The 20,456-nt window shown below is 61.9% G+C and carries 20 protein-coding genes; 9 read left to right on the top strand and 11 right to left on the bottom strand.

Features of this window, described 5'->3' with window-relative positions; all coding sequences use genetic code 11:
* Positions 1-3: 3 nt before the first annotated feature.
* Positions 4-957 (bottom strand): metal ABC transporter solute-binding protein, Zn/Mn family, encoded by a 954-nt coding sequence (locus tag GS620_RS16535; protein ID WP_171233468.1) that lies wholly within the window; start codon positions 955-957, stop codon positions 4-6.
* 202 nt (positions 958-1,159) lie between these two features.
* Between GS620_RS16535 and deoC the strand changes: the two genes are divergently transcribed.
* From deoC to GS620_RS16550, 3 genes are all read left to right on the top strand, one after another.
* Positions 1,160-2,158 carry a deoxyribose-phosphate aldolase gene (gene deoC, locus GS620_RS16540; protein ID WP_171233467.1) on the top strand — a complete coding sequence of 333 codons (999 nt, stop codon included), beginning with the start codon at positions 1,160-1,162 and terminating at the stop codon, positions 2,156-2,158.
* 264 nt (positions 2,159-2,422) lie between these two features.
* Positions 2,423-4,756, top strand: coding sequence for an aldehyde dehydrogenase family protein (locus GS620_RS16545; protein WP_171616968.1), 2,334 nt, complete (start codon positions 2,423-2,425; stop codon positions 4,754-4,756).
* Positions 4,757-4,780: 24 nt separating this feature from the next.
* Complete coding sequence (locus GS620_RS16550) at positions 4,781-5,590, top strand: SDR family oxidoreductase (RefSeq protein WP_152459361.1); 810 nt, start codon at positions 4,781-4,783, stop codon at positions 5,588-5,590.
* Positions 5,591-5,612: 22 nt separating this feature from the next.
* Here the strand turns inward: GS620_RS16550 and GS620_RS16555 are convergent, their stop codons facing one another.
* The 7 genes from GS620_RS16555 to GS620_RS16585 form a co-directional block, all read right to left on the bottom strand.
* Positions 5,613-6,923, bottom strand: coding sequence for a pitrilysin family protein (locus GS620_RS16555; RefSeq protein ID WP_171616969.1), 1,311 nt, complete (start codon positions 6,921-6,923; stop codon positions 5,613-5,615).
* Positions 6,920-8,260: a pitrilysin family protein gene (locus GS620_RS16560; RefSeq protein ID WP_171233464.1), complete on the bottom strand. Its 1,341-nt coding sequence runs from the start codon at positions 8,258-8,260 to the stop codon at positions 6,920-6,922. Before GS620_RS16560 ends, GS620_RS16555 begins: the two co-directional genes overlap by 4 nt.
* A gap of 81 nt (positions 8,261-8,341) precedes the next feature.
* Positions 8,342-8,857, bottom strand: coding sequence for a DUF3035 domain-containing protein (locus GS620_RS16565; RefSeq protein WP_171117208.1), 516 nt, complete (start codon positions 8,855-8,857; stop codon positions 8,342-8,344).
* A gap of 50 nt (positions 8,858-8,907) precedes the next feature.
* Positions 8,908-9,384: a signal peptidase II gene (gene lspA, locus GS620_RS16570; RefSeq protein WP_171616971.1), complete on the bottom strand. Its 477-nt coding sequence runs from the start codon at positions 9,382-9,384 to the stop codon at positions 8,908-8,910.
* Positions 9,384-10,973 carry a bifunctional phosphoribosylaminoimidazolecarboxamide formyltransferase/IMP cyclohydrolase gene (gene purH / locus GS620_RS16575; protein ID WP_171616973.1) on the bottom strand — a complete coding sequence of 530 codons (1,590 nt, stop codon included), beginning with the start codon at positions 10,971-10,973 and terminating at the stop codon, positions 9,384-9,386. Before purH ends, lspA begins: the two co-directional genes overlap by 1 nt.
* Positions 10,974-10,995: 22 nt before the next feature.
* Entirely contained in the window at positions 10,996-12,735 is a 1,740-nt protein-coding gene (locus GS620_RS16580; protein ID WP_171616975.1) for a heparinase II/III family protein, read from the bottom strand.
* Between the two features lie 90 nt (positions 12,736-12,825).
* Positions 12,826-14,085: an RsmB/NOP family class I SAM-dependent RNA methyltransferase gene (locus tag GS620_RS16585; protein WP_171117200.1), complete on the bottom strand. Its 1,260-nt coding sequence runs from the start codon at positions 14,083-14,085 to the stop codon at positions 12,826-12,828.
* Positions 14,086-14,173: 88 nt separating this feature from the next.
* Between GS620_RS16585 and GS620_RS16590 the strand changes: the two genes are divergently transcribed.
* Positions 14,174-14,356 carry a DUF1674 domain-containing protein gene (locus GS620_RS16590; protein WP_152459369.1) on the top strand — a complete coding sequence of 61 codons (183 nt, stop codon included), beginning with the start codon at positions 14,174-14,176 and terminating at the stop codon, positions 14,354-14,356.
* A 4-nt stretch (positions 14,357-14,360) separates the two neighbouring features.
* On the opposite strand, the gene GS620_RS16595 is transcribed toward GS620_RS16590, so the two are convergent.
* A complete protein-coding gene (locus GS620_RS16595) occupies positions 14,361-15,215 on the bottom strand; it encodes a LysR family transcriptional regulator (RefSeq protein WP_171616977.1) in 855 nt (284 codons plus the stop codon).
* Positions 15,216-15,314: 99 nt separating this feature from the next.
* Here GS620_RS16595 and GS620_RS16600 point away from each other — a divergent pair, with 99 nt between their 5' ends.
* Genes GS620_RS16600 through GS620_RS16610 form a run of 3 tightly spaced genes read left to right on the top strand, consistent with a single transcriptional unit; the run spans position 15,315 to position 17,703 of the window.
* The gene (locus GS620_RS16600) at positions 15,315-16,451 is read left to right on the top strand and encodes a TauD/TfdA family dioxygenase (protein WP_171616979.1); all 1,137 of its coding nucleotides are present in this window, start codon (positions 15,315-15,317) and stop codon (positions 16,449-16,451) included.
* On the top strand, positions 16,448-17,038 hold the full coding sequence (locus GS620_RS16605) for an HD domain-containing protein (RefSeq protein ID WP_171616981.1): 591 nt from the start codon (positions 16,448-16,450) through the stop codon (positions 17,036-17,038). Before GS620_RS16600 ends, GS620_RS16605 begins: the two co-directional genes overlap by 4 nt.
* Complete coding sequence (locus GS620_RS16610; RefSeq protein ID WP_171206728.1) at positions 17,035-17,703, top strand: ureidoglycolate lyase; 669 nt, start codon at positions 17,035-17,037, stop codon at positions 17,701-17,703. Before GS620_RS16605 ends, GS620_RS16610 begins: the two co-directional genes overlap by 4 nt.
* Here GS620_RS16610 and GS620_RS16615 read toward each other — a convergent pair.
* Together GS620_RS16615 and dapB are read right to left on the bottom strand one after the other, a co-directional pair.
* Positions 17,690-18,373, bottom strand: a complete 684-nt coding sequence (locus tag GS620_RS16615; RefSeq protein WP_171616983.1) for a DUF2306 domain-containing protein — start codon at positions 18,371-18,373, stop codon at positions 17,690-17,692. The genes GS620_RS16610 and GS620_RS16615 overlap by 14 nt on opposite strands.
* Positions 18,374-18,411: 38 nt before the next feature.
* Positions 18,412-19,221: a 4-hydroxy-tetrahydrodipicolinate reductase gene (gene dapB / locus GS620_RS16620; RefSeq protein WP_171363421.1), complete on the bottom strand. Its 810-nt coding sequence runs from the start codon at positions 19,219-19,221 to the stop codon at positions 18,412-18,414.
* A 91-nt stretch (positions 19,222-19,312) separates the two neighbouring features.
* On the opposite strand from dapB, the gene rbfA reads away from it, so the two are divergent.
* Positions 19,313-19,708 carry a 30S ribosome-binding factor RbfA gene (rbfA, locus tag GS620_RS16625; RefSeq protein WP_152459376.1) on the top strand — a complete coding sequence of 132 codons (396 nt, stop codon included), beginning with the start codon at positions 19,313-19,315 and terminating at the stop codon, positions 19,706-19,708.
* On the top strand, positions 19,705-20,442 hold the full coding sequence (locus GS620_RS16630) for a phosphodiester glycosidase family protein (protein WP_171616985.1): 738 nt from the start codon (positions 19,705-19,707) through the stop codon (positions 20,440-20,442). Before rbfA ends, GS620_RS16630 begins: the two co-directional genes overlap by 4 nt.
* Positions 20,443-20,456: the final 14 nt, after the last annotated feature.

The following is a 20,456-nucleotide window of genomic DNA, read 5'->3' on the forward strand; positions in this document are numbered from 1 at the left end:
CGATCAAAACCCCGCCGACAGTTTTCCATCCATGCCACGATCTGGCACATCGCCACCCAAAGCACTGGCAATGACCGTGATGTTATGGTCCAGCATACCAAGATAGGTGCCTTCATAGGTTCCTTCTTCACCCATGGCGTCCGAGAACAACTCGCCCCCCACGTGCACCTCATGACCCTTGGCGGCCGCGCCCTCGATCAGCGCGCGGATCGAACGATCCGAGACCGAGCTTTCGACGAAAACAGCCGTGATCTTGCGGTCAACCAGCAGATCGACCAATTCGCCTATCCGGTTCAGTCCCGCCTCGGACTGGGTCGAGATGCCCTGAATTCCCAGAACCTCGAACCCGAAACTTTCACCAAAATAACCAAAGGCATCATGGGCGGTTACTAGAACCTTGTTGTTGTCCGGAACGGACGCCAGAACTTGATCTGCATAGGCTGTCAGACGATCGATATCTGCCAGGTGTGCCTGCGCATTCGCTGCAAAAACCTCGGCCGCTTCAGGACGCACCTCGGTGAGGGCTGCCTGCACTTCAAGCACCACTTCCCGCCACAATTCGGGCGTCATCCAAACATGCGGATCATATTTGTCGGCGTAATCGTCATGCGCGCGCAGCTTCGACGTGTCGATACCTTCGGCAACTGCAACCACGGTTCGCTTGCGTTCAAGGTCATGGAAGAAATCTTCCATCTGCGCTTCGAGGTACAAACCATGCCACAGGATCAGATCCGCACGCGTCATCGCCACGATATCGCTGCGGGTCTGACGATAGGCATGCGGGTCGACGCCCGGCCCCATCAGCCCCTTGACGTCTACCTGATCACCACCGACCTGACGTGCCGCGTCAGCAATCATGCCCGTCGTGGCCACAACCTTGAGGGGTGCATCGGCCCAGGCCGTGACCGGCAGGGAAAAGGCCAGCGCCAATACCGCAAGAAAATTCCGGCGAATCATCTTCTACCTCAGTTTTTGCTTCTCGTACGAACTGAATATGAGAACCATTCGCAAGTAAGTCAACGCTAATGCGAATTATTCGCAAGAAAGCGGTTACATTTTGTCCATTTGGTCAAAAATTATCCAAACATTGCCCGCCTGCATCTTCCATTCCCCGGTCTCCCGTGCGAATTTTGTCGCAAACCTCCCAAAGGACGTGACAATGGATACGCAGAGCTCAGAAAGCCCCGTGCGCACCGCGCATCTGCCGCAAGTGACCGAAGCCCGGAATCCCGGCATGGATCTGGACCTGGACTGGGTGCGCGCCGTGCAGGCCAACACCTCGGCCATCGAACGCCGGGCTTCGACCCTGCCCGGGCGCCGGTCGGTCAAGAAAGAGCATCAGGCCGCCTGGCTGCTGAAGGCGATCACCATGATCGACCTGACCACCCTGTCGGGCGATGACACCGAGGGCCGCGTACGCCGCCTGTGCGCCAAGGCCCGCCAGCCCGTGTCGCCTGACCTGCTGAAAGCGCTGGACATGCCGCCGATCACCACCGGCGCGGTCTGTGTCTATCACGACATGATTGAAACGGCTGTGGATGCGCTGAAAGGCACCGGCATTCCGGTCGCGGCTGTCTCCACCGGCTTTCCGGCGGGCCTGTCGCCCTTTCACCTGCGCGTGGCCGAGATCGAGGAAAGCGTGAAGGCCGGGGCCGAAGAGATCGATATCGTGATCTCGCGCCGCCATGTGCTGAAAGGCGACTGGCAGGCGCTGTATGACGAGATGAAGGCGTTCCGCGACGCCTGCGGCGAGGCGCATGTAAAGGCCATCCTGGCCACGGGTGAGCTGGGCAGCCTGCGCAACGTGGCGCGTGCCTCGCTGGTCTGCATGATGGCGGGGGCCGATTTCATCAAGACCTCGACCGGCAAGGAAAGCGTCAACGCCACCCTGCCCGTGTCGCTGGTGATGATCCGCGCCATCCGCGACTATTATGACCGCACCGACCATCGCGTGGGCTACAAGCCCGCGGGCGGGATTTCCAAGGCCAAGGACGCGCTGGTCTACCTGTCTCTGATCAAGGACGAGCTGGGCGACCGCTGGCTGCAACCCGACCTGTTCCGGTTCGGCGCTTCGTCCCTGCTGGGCGATATCGAGCGGCAGTTGGAACATTTCGTCACCGGGGCATACTCGGCCGGCTACCGGCATTCTATGGGGTGATGTATGAAGCTCATCGTTACTTTTTCGATTGCAGTCACTCTGGCTAGCTCTGCTTTCGCAACGGAAGGCACTTACTCGCTATACAGAACGTCACTCGTCGAAGGAGTTTCCAAAGTTCACATCGCCACATTCGACACATCGAATGGCGGCGACTACAACTTGGAAAACTGTCAACTAGCTGCTGAGCTTTTCCAAAACCAACCAGGCGTAAAGACGAAGTTCTGGTGCGAACAAGGCCGTGCGGAAAACGACTAAGGATCAACAATGACAGTCAAAGAGATTTTCGAGACCATGGAATACGGACCCGCCCCGGAAAGCGCCGCCGAGGCCCTGGCATGGCTGGTCGATCAGGGCGACACGTTTGGCCATTTCATCGACGGGGCCTTCACCAAGCCGGGCAAGGGGTTTGAAAGCCGCAACCCGGCCACGGGCGAGGTTCTGGCCAAGCTGACCCAAGCCACACAGGCCGATGTGGACGCCGCCGTTGCCGCCGCCCGCAAGGCCCAGCCCAAATGGGAAAAGCTGGGCGGCCCCGCCCGCGCCCGATACCTCTATGCCATCGCGCGGCTGATCCAGAAGCATGCCCGCCTGTTCGCGGTGCTGGAAACGCTGGACAACGGCAAGCCGATCCGGGAATCGCGCGACATCGACATTCCGCTGGTGCAGCGGCATTTCTACTATCACGCGGGCATGGCCCAGCTGATGGAAACCGAGCTGCCCGACGCACAGGCGCTGGGGGTCTGCGGCCAGATCATCCCGTGGAACTTCCCGCTGCTGATGCTGGCGTGGAAGGTGGCCCCGGCGCTGGCCATGGGCAACACGGTGGTTCTGAAGCCCGCCGAATACACCTCGCTGACGGCGCTGCTGTTTGCCGATATCTGCATGCAGGCCGGTCTGCCCAAGGGCGTGGTCAACATCGTCACCGGCGACGGTGCAGTGGGTGAGATGATCGTGGCCTCGGACGTGGACAAGATCGCCTTTACCGGCTCGACCGTAGTGGGCCGCCGCATCCGCGAGGCCACCGCCGGGTCTGGCAAGGCCCTGACGCTCGAGCTGGGCGGCAAGTCGCCCTATATCGTCTTTGATGACGCCGACATCGATTCAGCCATCGAAGGTCTGGTCGATGCGATCTGGTTCAACCAGGGCCAGGTCTGCTGCGCGGGCTCGCGCCTGTTGGTGCAGGAAGGCATCGCCGAACGGTTCTATGCCAAGCTGCGCGCCCGCGTGGACACGCTGCGCATCGGCAACCCGCTGGACAAATGCATCGACGTAGGTGCCGTGGTGGATCCGGTTCAGTTGCAGACGATCACTTCCATGGTCGACAGCAATACGGTGGGTCATGTGCATCAGGCTGCCTGCGAATTGCCCGCAAATGGCTGCTACTACCCCCCGACGCTGATCACCGGGCTCGAAACCTCGGACCCGCTGATGCAAGAGGAGATATTCGGCCCGGTTCTGGTCTCGTCGACCTTCCGCACCCCGGCCGAGGCCGTCGAACTGGCCAACAACACCCGCTATGGGCTGGCGGCCACGGTCTGGACCGAAAACGTCAACCTTGCGCTGGACATCGCGCCCAAGCTGGTCGCGGGAGTGGTCTGGGTCAATGCCACCAACCTGTTCGACGCGGCCGCGGGCTTTGGCGGCCTGCGCGAAAGCGGTTTTGGCCGCGAAGGCGGCTGGGAAGGGCTGAGCGCCTATACCAAGCCCAAGGGCAAGGCCAAGCCGCTGGCCAAGATCGAACCCGTCGTGGGCGAAGGCGGCCCGGTCGACCCGATCGACCGCACCGCCAAACTGTATGTCGGTGGCAAGCAGGCGCGGCCCGATGGCGGCTATTCCCGCGCGGTCTGGGGCAAGGCGGGGCTGCTGGGCCTTGTAGGTCAGGCCAACCGCAAGGATGTGCGCAACGCGGTCGAGGCTGCGGCGGGGGCCAAGGGCTGGTCCAAGACCACCGGCCATCTGCGGGCGCAGATCCTGTACTATATCGGCGAGAACCTCTCGGCCCGTTCCAACGAGTTCGCGCATCGCATCGACGCGATGACCGGCCGCAAGGACGGCGCGAAAGAGGTCGACGCCGCAATCCAGCGCCTGTTCACCGCCGCCGCCTGGGCCGACAAGTATGACGGCCAGGTGCATGGCGTTCCGATCCGGGGCGTGGCGATTGCGATGAAGGAACCGGTGGGCGTGATCGGCGCGCTCTGTGCGGACGAGGCACCGCTGCTGGGTCTGGTCTCGGCCATGGCGCCGGCGATCGCGATGGGCAACCGGGTGGTCCTGGTGGCGTCCGAGCCCTATCCGCTGGCGGCCACCGATTTCTATCAGGTGCTGGACACCTCGGACGTGCCCGCAGGCGTGGTCAACATCCTGACCGGCAGCCACGAGGAACTGGCCAAACCGCTGGCCTCGCACCTGAACGTGGACGCGGTGTGGTCGTTCTCATCGACGGACCTGTCGGCGCAGATCGAGGTCGTCTCGGCCGGGAACCTGAAACGGACCTGGGTGAATAACGCGACGGCATTCGATTGGGGCATGGACCATTCCCGCCGCTTCCTTCAGGCTTCGACCGAAGTGAAAAACATCTGGGTGCCCTACGGCGAGTAGGGCTCCCCTTCAAGGGAGGCCTACATGGATTTTTCGGGAAAAACCGTCATCGTCATCGGTGGCACCAGTGGCATCAACCGGGGCATCGCCGAGGCCTTCGCGGCCTCGGGCGCCAAACTGGCCGCGGCCAGCCGCTCGCAGGACAAGGTGGATGACACCGTCGCCGCGCTGAAGGCGGCAGGCGCGGCCGAGGCGGTCGGCGCGGCCTTTGACGTGCGCGACGCCGATGCGGTCGCCGAGGGGCTGAAACAGTTCCAAGCGGCGCTCGGCGATTTCGACGTGCTGGTTTCGGGGGCGGCGGGCAACTTCCCGGCGCTGATGGCGGAGATGTCGGCCAACGCCTTCCGCACCGTGGTTGAGATCGACTTGATGGGCACCGTGCATGTTCTGAAAGGCGCCTATCCCTATCTGAAACGGCCCGGCGGCAACATCATCAACATCTCAGCCCCGCAATCCTATCTGCCCTACGAGGGCCAGGCCCATGTCTGTGCCGCCAAGGCGGGGGTCGATCAGATCACCCGTACCCTGTCGATGGAGTGGGGCGTGGAAGGCATCCGGGTGAACTCGGTGGTGCCGGGCTTCATCGAGGGCACCGAAGGCGCGAAACGGCTGGCCCCCACCCCCGACGCGGGCGAGCAGCTGCGCAGGGACGTGCCGCTGGGCCGCTGGGGTACGCCACAAGACGTGGCCAATGCCTGCCTGTTTCTGGCCTCGGACATGGCCAGCTATATCAGCGGTACCGTTCTGGCAGTGGACGGGGCGTTGTATCAGCGCGGCTCGGGCCAGTTCGGCCAGATGATGGGAGACATGCTGCGCAGCATGAAAAAGGGGTAAGCCGCAGCTTACCCCAAAAGGTTCAGTTCGTTGTTTCCAGGCCCACCGGCTTGCCAACGACGACAAAGTGCAGACCGTCCGGGTCAAGCAGTTCGGCAGCAACGCGGTTCACATCTTCCAATGTCACCGCGTTCACCTTGTCATTGCGGGTGGCGATATAGTCAATCGGCAGGCCTTCCATCTGCATTCCGACCATGATCGAGGCAATCTGACCATTGCCATCGAACCGCAGCGGATAGGCGCCGGTCAGATAGGTCTTGGCGTCGTCAAGTTCCTCTTGCGTCACACCCTCGGTGGCCGCGCGCGCCCATTCATCGCGAATTACGTCGATGGCTTCGGCGATACGGTCATTGGCCGAGGACACGGACCCAAGATAGACCGAAGCCAGATCCTTGGGCACCAAATAGGTCCCGACCCCATAGGTCAGGCCACGCTTTTCGCGCACCTCCTGCATCAGCCGGCTCTCAAACCCGCCGCCGCCAAGAATATGGTTCAGAACAAAGGCCGCAAAGAAATCCGGGTCATCCCGATCAATCCCGGCCTGACCGAACAAGGCCACGGACTGAGGTGTGTCGAATTCGACAACGCTGACGCCGCCGGGAATGTTCACCTCGGCCTTGCCCGGGATGGGCTTGCCGGTGTCCGGCAAGTCGCCAAGCAGGGTATCAAGCAGGATACCCAGCTCCTCTGCCGTGATATCGCCGACGGCCCCCACGTACAGACGATCCTTGGCGAACACGCCTTCGTAAGCCGCGACCACGTCATCGCGGGTCAGGGCCGAGACACTTTCGATGGTGCCTTTCCCTTCGGATCCATAGGGGTGATCGCCGTAGGCCATCTGCGCAAAGGTGAGGCCTGCGATTTCGTTCGGGTCAGTCTGGTCCGAGCGCAGGCCCGACAGAACCTGCGCGCGCACCCGGTCAACCGCATCCTGATCAAAACGCGGTTCGTGGATCGTCGTGCGCAGCAAATCGACCACTTCATCCCGGTTTTCGGACAGAAAACGCGCGGAAATCGAAACTGAATCGTCGCCAGCATTGTATCGGAACGAAGCCGCCAGAGCTTCCAGCTCGCGGGCATAGGTCCGCGCATCCATGTCGCCCGCGCCTTCTTCGATCAGCCCGCTCATCAAGTTGACCGCGCCGCGTTTGTCAGGGTCGTCCAGCGACGTACCACCACGGAAGCGTAACTCCAGCGCGGTGAATGAGATGGAATGGTCCTCGACCAGCCAGGCTTTGATGCCGCCGGGCGAGGTCACTTCTTCGATCTCGATCTCGGCCAAAGCCGGCAGGGCGACCAGGCAGGCAATCAGCGTTGCAACAAACCGTTTCATTGCGTCACCTCGTCATCGCGCATCAGCCAACCGGTGACCGACGCCTCGGGTTGCAGAACTTCGCGGGCCGCGGCGATGATCTCATCCCCGGTCACGGCCTGAAGGATGTCGGGCCAGGCCTGAACATCTTCGACCGTCAGGCCGCTGGTCAGGGCCCGGCCATAGCGGTTGCCGATGCCGTCCACGTTGTCGCGCGCATAGGTCTGGGCGGCGCGCAGCTGCATCTTGATGCGCTCAAGATCGTCTTCGTTCACACCTTCGGCGATGAAGTCGGCCACGGCCTGGTCCATGGCGTCTTCAGCCTCTTGCAGGGAAACACCCTCGGCCGGAACGACGATCAGATCAAAGGTCGTGTCATCCAGCGAAACACCGCGATAGAACGCACCGGCATAGACGGCCTTTCGCTGATCAAACTGCAACTTTTCGTTCAGGTAAGACGTCGTGCTGCCGCCCAGCAACTCGGCCAGCAGAAACAGAGCCGCCGCTTTTTCCTGTTCGCCCGGATCGCGTTCCGGGGCCAGATAGCTGCGCTGAACGTAAGGCTGGGCGACGCGCGGGTCCTTGAAGGTCAGGCGACGTTCGGCCGTTTGCGGCGGCTCTTGGGACCGAACCCGCTCGGGCAGGTCCGGGTTGGCGGGAATCACACCGTAATACTGATCGGCAAGCGCGCGGACTTCAGCGGGATCGACATCACCTGTGACCACCAGAATGGCGTTGTTGGGCGCATAATGGGTCTGGTAGAACGACAGCGCGTCCTCCATGTCCAGATCCTCCATCTCGTGCATCCAGCCGATGATCGGCACGCCGTAGCGGTGGTTCAGATACTGGGCCGCACTCATCTGTTCGCCGAACAGGGCGCGCGGGTTGTTTTCGGTGCGCTGGTTGCGTTCCTCGAGAATCACGTCCCGTTCGGTCAGAATGTCCTCTTCGCTCAGCCGAAGGTTCCGCATCCGGTCGGATTCCATCCGCATCATCAGCTCTAGCCTGTCGGCGGCGACACGCTGAAAATAGGCTGTATAGTCATACGAAGTGAAGGCGTTGTCGTTACCTCCATTGGCAGCGACGGTGGCAGAGAACTCTCCCGGGGCCAGCGTGTCGGTGCCTTTGAACAGCAGGTGTTCCAGGAAATGCGCCACGCCGGATGATCCGATCGGCTCATCAGCGGATCCGGCCCGGTACCAGACCATATGCTGCACGACCGGGGCACGGTGGTCTTCGACCACGACGACATCCATGCCGTTGTCCAATGTGAATGTGGTAACCGCTTCTTTCCCATCCTCGGCAAATACCGGGGCGGCAGCGATCAGGGCAGCCGACAAGGCCAGGGCCCGAACCATAGGGCATCCTCCGTTTCGTTTCTGGTATTCAAACTACGGTGACGCGGCCCGGGTTCAAGCCCGATGACGGAAAGTTAAGAATTATTCACCCGGCGGCGAAGAAGGAGTTTCGATGCCGGCCCGACGGGCGGCTTCTGTTTCCGCGAACGGATCGATCGATTGTTTTTCGTAAACTTGCCCATAGCGGTCGACCGGGAACAGACGCAGGCCGGTCCAGCGCCCCCGGCGTTTGCGGAACGCGGCGTCATCAGCCTCGACCACCTGCCGCGCATCGGGGGAAACACCATAGCGGCTGGAGGCCGTGACAAGCGCTGCATCCGAGGATGGCACAGCCGCGTTCGGGTTCAGCGCAGCAGCATTGCCGCCCAGCGCAGCCACCGCATCGGCATTTGGGTTCGGATCCGTCAGATTCGCGCCACCCGGCGTGGGTGCAGGCAAGAAAGCATAGTCCTGAGGTTGGGTCAGCGGCTTGACCGGCAGCACCGAAAACTCATCCGGCCCCGGGCCCGGAGCCTCCAGATCCCGCAGACCGGGATTCGAACACGCCGCAACCGCAGCGGCAACAATCAAAACAAATAGGGCGCGCGGCATCCGCATTGGTGTCTCCAGCCTGTTTCAGGCGCTTTTATCGCATATCATTCCGCGCGTCACGAGGCCTTTTTGCCGTCAAACAGCACCAGCCCGATGGCTCCTGCAAATATGAAGACATCTGCGAGGTTGAAAACAAACGGATTGTTGATGCCGCAACAGGACATGTTCAGGAAATCCAGAACAAAGCCGTAAAGAACCCGATCCACCACATTCGCCAGCGCACCGCCGATCAGCAGGCCGCCACAAAACAGCATCAGACCCGAATGGGCTGCACGGCCGAGCCAGACAAGCACGCCAACACAGATCGCCACGGAAATACCGATCAGAATCCAGCGCGCAGCCTCCGAATTTCCTTGGAAGAGGCCGAAATTGATGCCCCGGTTCTCGCCGTATTTGAACACCAGCAGCGGCGGCACAACATCAATACCGCCGGGCTGATCGGCCACGCGCATGACATGAACGACCAGATATTTGCTGATCTGGTCGATCGCAAAGGCGGTCAGCGCCGCCCAGAGAAGCAGGCTTGACCGCATCAGTGACGGAAATGGCGCATGCCGGTGAAGACCATGGCCAGGCCGGCCTCATCCGCAGCGGCGATGACTTCGTCATCCCGCATGGACCCACCTGGTTGGATCACACAGGTTGCGCCTGCCTCGGCCGCTTCCATCAGGCCGTCAGGGAAGGGGAAAAACGCGTCCGACGCAACGGCCGAACCGATGGTCAGCGGTTGGGCCAAGCCCAGCGCATCAGCCATGCGTTCGGCTTTCTTAGCGGCGATCAGGGCCGAGTCCACACGGCTCATCTGGCCCGCGCCGACGCCCACCGTGGCACCGTCTTTGACATAGACGATGGCGTTGGACTTGACGTGCTTTGCCACTTTCCAGGCAAACAAAAGGTCACGCATCTGTTCGTCGGTCGGGGCCTTCTTGGTCACGACTTTCAGATCATCCAAGCCGACAAAGCCGTTATCCTTGTCCTGCACCAGCAACCCGCCGGCCACCTGACGCACGGTTTTCCCACCGGCGGTCACATCCGGCAGAGCTTCGGTTGTCAGCAGGCGCAGGTTTTTCTTGGCGGCAAAGACTGCCTTGGCCTCATCCGATGCGCCCGGAGCGATCACGACTTCGGTGAAAATCCCGGTGATCTCCTGCGCGGTTTCGGCGTCCAGGGGCTGATTCAACGCCACGATCCCGCCAAAGGCCGAGGTGCGGTCGCAGTCGAAGGCAGCCTTGTAGGCCTGAAGCAGGGTTGCACCCCTGGCCACGCCACAGGGGTTGGCGTGCTTGATGATGGCACAGGCGGCGCCCTCGGTGGGGTCAAACTCGGCCACCAGTTCAAAGGCCGCATCCGTGTCATTGATGTTGTTGTAACTCAGTTCCTTGCCCTGATGCTGGATCGCGGTCGCCACACCGGGCCGATTGGTGCCGTCGGTGTAGAACGCAGCCTGCTGATGGCTGTTCTCGCCATAGCGTAAGGTCTGTTTCAATTCACCGGCAAAGGCGCGGCGCTTCGGGGCTTCAAGCTCCAGCGCATCGGCCAGCCAGTTGGACACTGCCGTGTCATAGGCAGCCGTACGGGCATAGGCTTTCTGCGCCAGCTTGCGGCGAAATTTCGGACAGGTCGCGCCGTCGTGCTGATCCATATCGCCCAGCAGTTTTTCGTAATCTTCAACATCCACGACCACATTTACGAACGCATGGTTCTTGGCCGCCGCGCGGATCATCGCCGGACCGCCGATGTCGATATTCTCGACGCACTCATCGTAACCTGCGCCTTTGGCCACGGTTGCTTCAAACGGATACAGGTTCACAACCAACAGATCGATTGCACCGATGCCGTGTTCGTTCATGGCTGCAACATGGGTGTCGTTGTCGCGCAGGGCCAGCAGCCCGCCATGCACCATCGGGTGCAGGGTCTTGACCCGACCATCCATCATCTCGGGGAAGCCGGTGATCTCGCTGACATCCTTCACCGCAAGCCCTGCATCGCGCAGCGCCTTGGCCGTGCCGCCGGTCGACAGCAGTTCGACCCCGCGCTCGGCCAGCGCCTTGCCCAGCTCGATCAGCCCGGTTTTGTCGGATACGGAAAGCAACGCGCGGCGCACGGGGTGAAGATCGGTCATGGGTCCAAAGGTCCTTTTGGCGTCAGTCTAACTCGGGCTCGTCCCGATGCGTATCGCGCACGGCATAGGCTGTGTCCTGTGCCTTGCTCAGAGTCCATCGGGTGCGCGTCGCATACTCCATTGCGCGCCCGGATAGAACGATCTGTTTTGTCGCGCGTGGCTTCAAACGCCCTTTTTCAAGGTAAACGCTTGGCTCGACGGACAATTTTCCAACGCCGTCATGGCGGAAAACCCAGATTTCACCGCTTTTGAGCGCCATCGATACCGCCGCACCGCCCAAATCCAGCGCCGCATCGACATCCGGATGCAGGTGAAACCGGATGTCATAGCCAATGCCTTTGAGGCCCGAAGCGTCCATCGCCTTGTCAAATTGACGTTTTGCCTTGTCGGTCGCAGTCAGCAGAATATCCTCGACCGTCAGTTCGCGCCCGTCAAATCGCAATTCAAAGGTCCGTGCATGGGTCAGACCAAAGACCTTGGCATACCCATCATGCCCCGCCATAAAGCGGATGCCCTCGAACGCATCCTCGAAATCAACGGGCACCTCCTGTGGCGCGTCCACCAGCGCCTGCGCTTCACGCCCCGACACCGGGTTGGCCAGCCGGGCGCTTGAGAACCCATCCAGGCAAAGCGTCGAGTGCGACGGCGTCGCCCGTCCTGCGCGGCGCCATTCCAGCCCGAAACTGGCCCCCGACCCGCAATTCACAATCAGCGGCCGCCGCCCCGAGGTCAACTCGAACGCCAGAGTAGAGGCATGCGCATTGTAAGAGGCCGCCCCCGACGGCGGCACGCTGGCATCCACGATCACCGTGGTGCGCGCGGCCGACAGACGGGCATAGCCCATCGGCAATTCGGTGGCCGCCTTGTGTTTGACGCCGCTTTGCGCAAGGGCCTGCTCCAGTCGCCCCTCGACACCGCGCCCGCCACCATGGAACCGCGCCAATGCCCCATCCGCATGGCGCAGGCTGCGCAGGGTCGGCGCGATCCGTTTGATCGCATTGGCCTGGGCGGCAGGCGTCCCGCGACCAAGATCATTCAGCGCCGCCGAAGTCCAGCTGAGCAGCGTGAACACCTCGAGCAATTCTTCCGGGTTGCGGGTTGGAATTCCGCCCTGCGCATCCACCTGACGGTCGCATTCCCCGGCCAGGGCGCGCAGGGCCGGGTCGGCCATCCGCTCCAGACCCTCCAGCGCCAGCCCGGCCTGTACCAGTCCGGCCAGCGCCTCGAACCGGGGCAGTCCCGGGGTCGCGGCATGCCAGCGCTTGGACAGGAACCATGTTTGCTGGGCCAACGAGCGGAAAAACAGTTTGCTTTGTTTTTCATCCGCCCCTCGCAGCAGAAAAAGCGCGTGGTTGATCCAGCGCATCACCCGACGTCCGGTCAGATCAGGCGCCCAGCCGGGCCCTTGCCCGCGGCCATGAGATTCAATCCATCCCCAGACCCAGCGCTGCGCCTTTTCCCGCGCACGCATGTCTCCGACCGCGGCCAGATCATCCAGCCACGCAAAGCCGTGACGTTCTTCGTCAAAGCCGGCGCTGGGGGCGGTGACGTCCCAAAGCCCGGTATCTTCGGCCTCGACCAGATAACCGGCGAACAACAGATTTCCGGCAACCAGTTGCCGGCCACGGGCGAACGAACCCACCGAGCGCGGATCCGGTTGCGCAACAAACCCTGTGACCGCCTTTTGCCGTTGGCTCAGGTGCGCATAGAAACGGTTCTGAAACCGCATCCACCGACTGGCCATGGTGTCTGATTTCGACATGACGCGTGTTACTCTGCCCCTTGCGCTCTGCTGGCGCTTGAGACCCAACGATAGACCGCGCCGATCGTCAAGTCATCGAAAAGCGTGCGTTCAGACGGATTTGGTCAGACACGCGACATAGAACCCGTCCATACCACCCCGATCCGGCCAATAATCCGGTCGCAATCGCAAGCCGCCTTCCTCGGTGATCCAATCCGTTTCGACACCGGGTACGTTCAGCGCGTCGCGATCCACGCTCATGTCCGAATACATGTCCAGCGCCTCTTCCACCTGAACTTCCCCCTCGTCCGGCAGCAGGGAACAGGTGCAATAGACCAGACGCCCACCGGGTTTGAGCAAGCCCCACGCATGGGACAACATGCGCGACTGGAGCTCGATCAGGCCGCCGAATTCCGAACCGTCCTTGGCAAACGGCAAGTCAGGATGTCTGCGAATCGTACCCGTGGCCGAGCACGGCGCGTCCAGCAGGATCGCGTCGTACCGGTCTTCGTGTTCCAGCGCATCACCCACGATGACCTTCGCCCTGAGGCCGGTCCTTGCAAGGTTTTCGCGCACCCGTTCCATCCGTGAGTCCGATACGTCAAGTGCCGTGACATCGGCCCCTGCGGCCGCAAGCTGCATCGTTTTCCCACCCGGCGCCGCACACAGATCCAGCACTTTCTGGCCCGCCTTCGGGGCCAGAACGCGAACCGGCAATGCGGCCGCCGCATCCTGCACCCACCAGTCTCCGTCCTTGTACCCCGGCAGGGTCGAGACCTGACCCGCATCGTGCAACCGCACCGACCCGGTCGGAAGGATCTCGCCTGAAGGGCCTTCCGCCCCGGGTTTCAAGGTAAGGTCCAGTGGCGCACCCGCGAAATGTGCCTGCTCGATTCCGGTAACGGCATCCGTGCCCCACGCTGCGATCAGCGGTTCACGCAACCAGTCCGGCAAACGCGGAACGCGCATCTTCGGCCAAGCCTCGGGGCCTTCTGCCGCAACCTTGCGCAGAACGGCATTCACCAACCCCTTGAGGCGACCATGCTTGCGCGAACGGCTGACGATCTCGACCATGGAATTGACGACGCCATGGGCGGCTTCGCCGTTGCAAAGTTCGACCGCACCCAGTCTCAGCGCGTTGTGGACCGTCAGAGCGGGTGTTCGGTTCAGGTGGTTGGCCAGCAGGCGGTCGGCCCGTTCCAGCCCACGCAGTGTTTCCAACGCCAGTCGCTGGGCACGCGCGCGATCCTCGGGTTCCAAGCGATCCACTGCGCCCGCCGCCAGACACTCGGCCAGCAGGCGACCTTCGCCCAGAACCTGATCCAGAAGATAGATTGCGCTGCGCCGTGCTGCTGTCGCGCTGTTAGACATGGTACCGCCTTCATGTGACCTGCGTCCGCATTGCCAATGGCGGACGCGGGCGTATATCAAGACTGCGCAAGGAAAGGAACCCGATGTAATGAGTGACGACCGCAAAGACTTGCCCCCCGCCGCCCAGCGCGCCCTGGCAGAAGCGGAAGAACGCCGCCGCAAAGCCAAAGCCGAGGCCCGGGAATTGCCGAAAGAGCTGGGTGGCCGAGACGGACCGGATCCGGCCCGCTATGGTGACTGGGAAAAGAAGGGCATCGCCATCGATTTCTGAACGGTCAACCACGCAGCGCATTCAGGAAATCCTCGATCAGGGCACGCTGTTTTCTGGACTTCGCCCGGTCTTCAGGCCAGGTCAGCCAGTACCCGTCCTTGGTGTGTAATTCGGGTAAATCCAGCCGCCGCAACCGCCCCTCTTGCAGGTCGGCAAGGGCCAAGGGAACGGATCCCAAAACCACACCCATGCCGCGCCGCGCAGCCGAAATCGCATGTTCCATCGAATCAAAGCTGATTTTTGATTGCAGCAGGTCCTGCTGGCCGTTTTTCTGGCTCCACTCTCTCCAGCCGGGTCGTTCTCCGCGCAGATCGATCAATGGAGCGCCCCAGTCGACACCCGGCGGCGCCATGGGGGCAAGGATCTCAGGCGCGATCAGGGCGGCATCACGCCCGGCCCAGATGCCTCGACCATATCGGATTTGCAGCCAGGTTCGTTCTTCGTCCAAAGACGACCGGCGCGCGACCGAGTCGGTCATCACCCGAACCCCTGGCTGCATCTCGTGAAACCGGGTCAGCGCCGGCAAAACCAGTGCGTGGATGTTCGACGACAAGCCGGCCACGCGCAGCTCGCGCGGGGATTTGCCAAACAGGTCCTCGGTATTGCGCTCCAGCGCGCGAAGGCTGTCCTGCACCAAAGGCAGATAGCTTTCACCTTCGACCGTCAGTGACACGCCCCGCGCCTCGCGCACGAACAAGGATCGGCCCAGCCAGGCTTCGAGGTTGCCGATCCGCTGGCTGACAGCGGCCTGCGTCAGCCCGAACTCCTTGGCTGCTGCCGAGAACCCACCAAGACGCCCGGCGGCCTCGAACACGCGCAGCCAGTCCAGTGGCGGTAGCCCGATCCTTTTCTTAGCCATTAGATTTTCCAAGCCTCAGCCGAAATAAGGATTAATTGTCGTAATGCCATGAAAAGCGTATCTGCTCAACCAAAGCTCGCGCCGAACAGGAGACCCCAAATGCTGCGCACCGCCACCCATGACACTTCGGTCGTCACCGTCGCGTTCGACACAGGAACGCAAGCCCGCTTTCACGCCGTCTGGTTGCGCGACAACGCGCTGGACCCGGAAACCCGGGCCCCGGGCAACGGCCAGCGGCTGATCACCATCGGCGATATCCCTGCTGACATCTCGGTCAGTTCAGCCGAGGTTGTCGCGGGCGGCCTTCAGGTCACGTTCCAGCCCGAAGACAAAACCGTTACTTTCCCGGCCGAATGGCTGGCCGAACACAACTATGATTGCGAACGGGACGACACGCTGGGCCGCACCGGCCCCGGCATCATCACCTGGGAAGGCGGGATCGCCGCACCCTCTGGCGACTGGAACGAGGTTCATGCCAGCCCTGCGGCCAAACGCAGCTGGCTGGCGTCTGTGGCGAGTTACGGCTTTGCCAAGCTGACGGGCGGGCCAACCGAACCAGAGTCGCTTTTGAAAGTGGCCGACCTGTTCGGCTATGTCCGCGAAACCAACTATGGCCCTTATTTCGAGGTTCGGACGGAAGTGAACCCGACCAACCTCGCCTATACCGGGCTTGGCTTGCAGGCCCACACCGACAACCCCTATCGCGACCCTGTGCCGACGCTGCAAATCCTCTATTGTCTGGAAAACAGCGCCGAAGGGGGCGACTCGATCGTGGTCGACGGCTTTCGCGCTGCCGAAAAGCTGCGTGCGCAGAACCCCGAAGGTTTTGCGCTGCTGGCAGGTTACCCGGCACGGTTTGAATACAAGGGGTCTGACGGTGTCTGCCTGCGGTCCCGCCGTCCGATGATCGAATTGTCGCCGGATGGCGAACTGGTTGGCATTCGCTTCAACAACCGTTCCTCAGCGCCATTCGTGGACGTGCCTTTCGACAGGATGGAAGCCTATTACGCGGCTTACCGCCAACTGGGCGAGATCATCGACGACCCGGCCATGGGCGTGTCGTTCAAACTGGAGCCGGGCGAGAGTTTCATCGTCGACAACACCCGTGTCCTGCATGCAAGGCTGGGCTATTCCGGTGCGGGGTCGCGCTGGTTGCAGGGGTGCTACGCCGACAAGGACGGGTTGCTGTCGACTTTGGCGGCGATGGAGATGACACAACCGGAGGCAGCGGAATGAAGCCCGATTTCTCGACCCTGAACCGGGACAATATCGTCGCCTTCATCGGGGATATCTTCGAACGCCGCGGCGGTGAGGAATATCTTGGCGAACCCGTCACCATGGCCCAGCACATGCTGCAAGGCGCCACCATCGCCGAACAGAACGGCCAGCCTGAAGAGATCATCGTCGGCGCCTTGTTGCATGATATCGGCCATTTCACATCCGAGTTCGGGACCTACCACCCCGATGATACCGAAGATCGCCACCACGAAGATGCGGGTGCTGAGGTGCTGGAACAGTTCTTCCCTTCGGTCATCACCGATTGCTGCCGATATCACGTGGCCGCCAAACGGTATCTCTGCGCCACCAAGCCCGAATATTTCGACCGCCTCTCTGCCGCCTCGGTCCATACCTTGGAACTGCAAGGCGGCCCGATGAGCGCCGAAGAAGTCGCCGCCTTCGAATCCAATCCGAACCTGAAAGAAATCATTCAGGTCCGGTATCTGGATGAGGCCGGCAAACGGGCGGATATGGAGACACCGGATTTCGCCCATTTCGCACCGATGGTGCAGCGCATGGTCGACAAACACCTGGGGGCATCATGACCGCACCCGAGTACATCTTCGAGGCCAGTTCCAAGCCATCCCTGCCGTGGCACGAGGTTCCCCTGATCCGGGCGACGGACAGCACGGTCAGGGGGTACGGCTGTTTGGTCGGCGACCCCGAAACCTTTGAAATCGAGATCGTACGCTGGCCGCAGCAGGGCTGGCGACCGATTGACGACGGCACGGGTGACGAAGGCGGCTGGGTTGAAGGCACGTTCAAATGCGATTGGCAGGGTGACGTGCTTTACGGTGAGAACGAGGCGGTCAAAGGCCATTACGTGCTGGGTTGGTCCGCCGACCCTCAGCAGGCGCAAACCGACCGACAAACGGCCCCGCGGAATCAGGTGTTGCTGTGGCATATGAACTATCACCCCGATGGCGGCCAGATGTTCTGGCCGCTGGACAACAAGCCCTTCATCGTGCCTGCTGCCCTGCCCGGCGACGACCTGACCCCTGAGAAAGTGGTGGCATTCTGGTGCGACGGGTCAAAGGGGCTCTATATCCATCCCGGCATCTGGCATGAAGGGATTTTCCCGGTTGAAGACAACCAGCGTTTTCTGGATCGTCAGGGCCGGGTCCACGCGCGGGTCAGCGCCGATATCGGCAAAGAGTTCGGCGTTTATCTGGCCTGCCCGCTGCGCGCGGACAAAGTCAGGGATTTGTGACCAACGCCCCCTGATGCCTCGGGCGCCGGTGTGCAATCCAGATCTGCAAGGCCAGCAGATAAGGCACAAAGAACGCGAAATTCTGCACCAGATCAAAAGGGCCCGAGAAATCGGGCTCTGACCCCACCCCTCCGGTCAGCAGATACCAAAGCGTATAGTGGACGCGGTAAAGCCACGACCCCAACGCCAGCCAGAACAGCCGCAATCCCCATGCCCAATGGCCTGCGCGATCCCCTTCCAAAGCCCTGCGCGCCACCATCAGCGCAGCCGTGAAAAGACACAGCCCGTACAGAAAAAAGGCGGCAGACATCAGCGGCCCACCGATGGTTCCGCGCAGGGGAATATAGCTCATGCCCGCCAGCCCGGTGATCAATGCCAGCGCCACCAGACAGGCTCCCATCATGCGGTGAAATCGATTGTACTTGAGCCGCAGCCCCTTCAACAGTTGAAGCGGGACGAGTGCGACCAAAAAAGTTCCTGCCAGAATGTGCACCAACATCGCGGCATTGCCGAAATTCGCGCCATCAGCGAACAAATAGCTGTGCCGGGCGGCGTCCTGCGACAGGCCTTTGCCGATCATTCCAACGCCATGCGCAACGAATGGCAACAGTGTCAGGTAAAACACCGCAAGCAAAATGCCGGTTGCCAGTCCAGAGCGCCGAATCCTCATGAATCAAAGTTAGCGTCGGCGACCGCTTCGTCTATGGCTCACAGACCCAGCACATCCACCATGTCATATTGGCCGGGTGCCTTCCCCTGCCCCCACAGCGCCGCCTTCAGCGCGCCGCGGGCAAAAATCGCGCGGTCGCTGGCCAGATGGCGCAGAACGATGCGCTCGCCGGGCGCGGCGAACAGGACGTCATGTTCACCAACGATGTCGCCGCCGCGAATGGCGTGGAAGCCAATGTCACCACGCTTGCGCGCACCGGTGATGCCATCCCGCCCCCGGTCGGCCACATCCGACAGTTTGACGCCGCGCCCCTCGGCGGCGGCCTCGCCCAACATCAGCGCGGTGCCGGATGGTGCGTCCACCTTGTGATGGTGATGCCCTTCGATGATTTCGATATCAAAATCCTCATCCAGTGCAGCCGCGACTTTCTTGGTCAGTTGCACCAGCAGATTGACGCCAAGGCTCATGTTCCCTGCCCGCACGATCACCGCGTGGCGCGAGGCCGGTTCCAGCGCGGCGATCTGCTCATCCGTCATGCCGGTCGTACCGATCACATGCACGCAACGCGCCTGTGCGGCCAAAGCGGCAAAGTCCAGCGTCGCCTCGGGCGCGGTAAAGTCGATCACCGCCTGTGCCTGCGCAAAAGCTTCCAGCGGGTCATCGGTAACTTTGACGCCCAGCGCCTGGCCACCCATCGCTTCGCCCACATCCTGACCGACCCAGTCATGCCCCGTGCGCTCGACCACGCCGACCAAACGCGCCTGATCACTGTCGGTTACGGTCTTGATCAGCATCTGCCCCATGCGGCCCGAAGCCCCTGTGATGACGATCCCCGGAATATGGGTCATGGCGGTATTCCCTTGCTGCAAACTGCTCAAAGCCTCCTACCCCGTTCGCGCCCGCTTGGCAAAGCCCCGGTTTGCGCTTAGATCGGGGATTATGGCAAAGAACAAATTCCACGATGGCCCCGGCCCGTCCCAACGACAGCTGCGCGTCGGCGAACTGATCCGCCGCACCCTGTCCGAGGTTCTAGCGCGCGGAGATGTCCACGACCCCGACCTGAACCGCATGTCGATCACAGTGGGCGAGGTGCGCACCTCGCCCGATCTGAAAATCGCCACCGCCTATGTGCTGCCCTTGGGCGGCAAAGGGCAGGAGGACGTGATCGATCTGCTCGCCCGCAACAAAAGTGAACTGCGGCGCATGGTTGGCAAAAAGGTCGGCCTGAAATTCTCGCCCGATCTTCGGTTCCGCCTTGATGACACGTTCGATCGTCTGGACGACACCCGCCGCATGTTCGAACAGGACGCGGTGCGCCGCGATCTGGACGAGTGATCCGGGCACTTGTCACATTGGGCGCGGTTGTCTGGGCCGCGCAAGCCTCCGCGGTCACTTGCGAAAAGCTGACCCATGATGACAAGCGCTATACCGTCTGCGAGGTCGACGCGGAAAACGAAGACCTGCGCCTGTTTCTCAACGACGAAAACGGGGATCTGCTGGGGCATTTCTCGTCGGTGAACGAGGCGCTGGCCCCCGGCGGCAAGCGTCTGGCCTTTGCCATGAACGCGGGCATGTACCACGATGACCGTTCGCCCGTCGGCCATTATGTCGAGAACGGCAAAGAGGTCATGCGGGTGATCTCCAACCCCGGCCCCGGCAATTTCGGCCTGCTGCCCAACGGCGTGTTCTGCATCCGCGAGGGCCGGGCTGATGTGTTCGAGACGCTGGATTTCCTCGATCAGGCCCCCGACTGCCGGTTCGCCAGCCAATCCGGCCCGATGCTGGTGATCGATGGCGAGTTGCATCCCCGGTTCCTGCCCGATTCGACCTCGCACTATGTGCGCAACGGGGTGGGCACCAGCGCCGATGGCACCCGGGCGGTGTTTGCGATTTCCGAAGATTACGTCACATTCCACGAATTCGGCCGCCTGTTCCGGGACGTGCTGGAAACTCCGAATGCGCTGTTCTTCGACGGCAATATCTCTCGCATGTATGACCGCGCGAACAATCGGTCCGATGTCGGGTTTTCGCTGGGACCGATCGTGGGTGTGGTCGAAGACGCACCTTGAAATTGACAGGGCGA

Origin of the sequence: Ruegeria sp. HKCCD6428, assembly GCF_013110595.1 — a bacterium.
Taxonomy (GTDB): Bacteria; Pseudomonadota; Alphaproteobacteria; order Rhodobacterales; family Rhodobacteraceae; genus Ruegeria.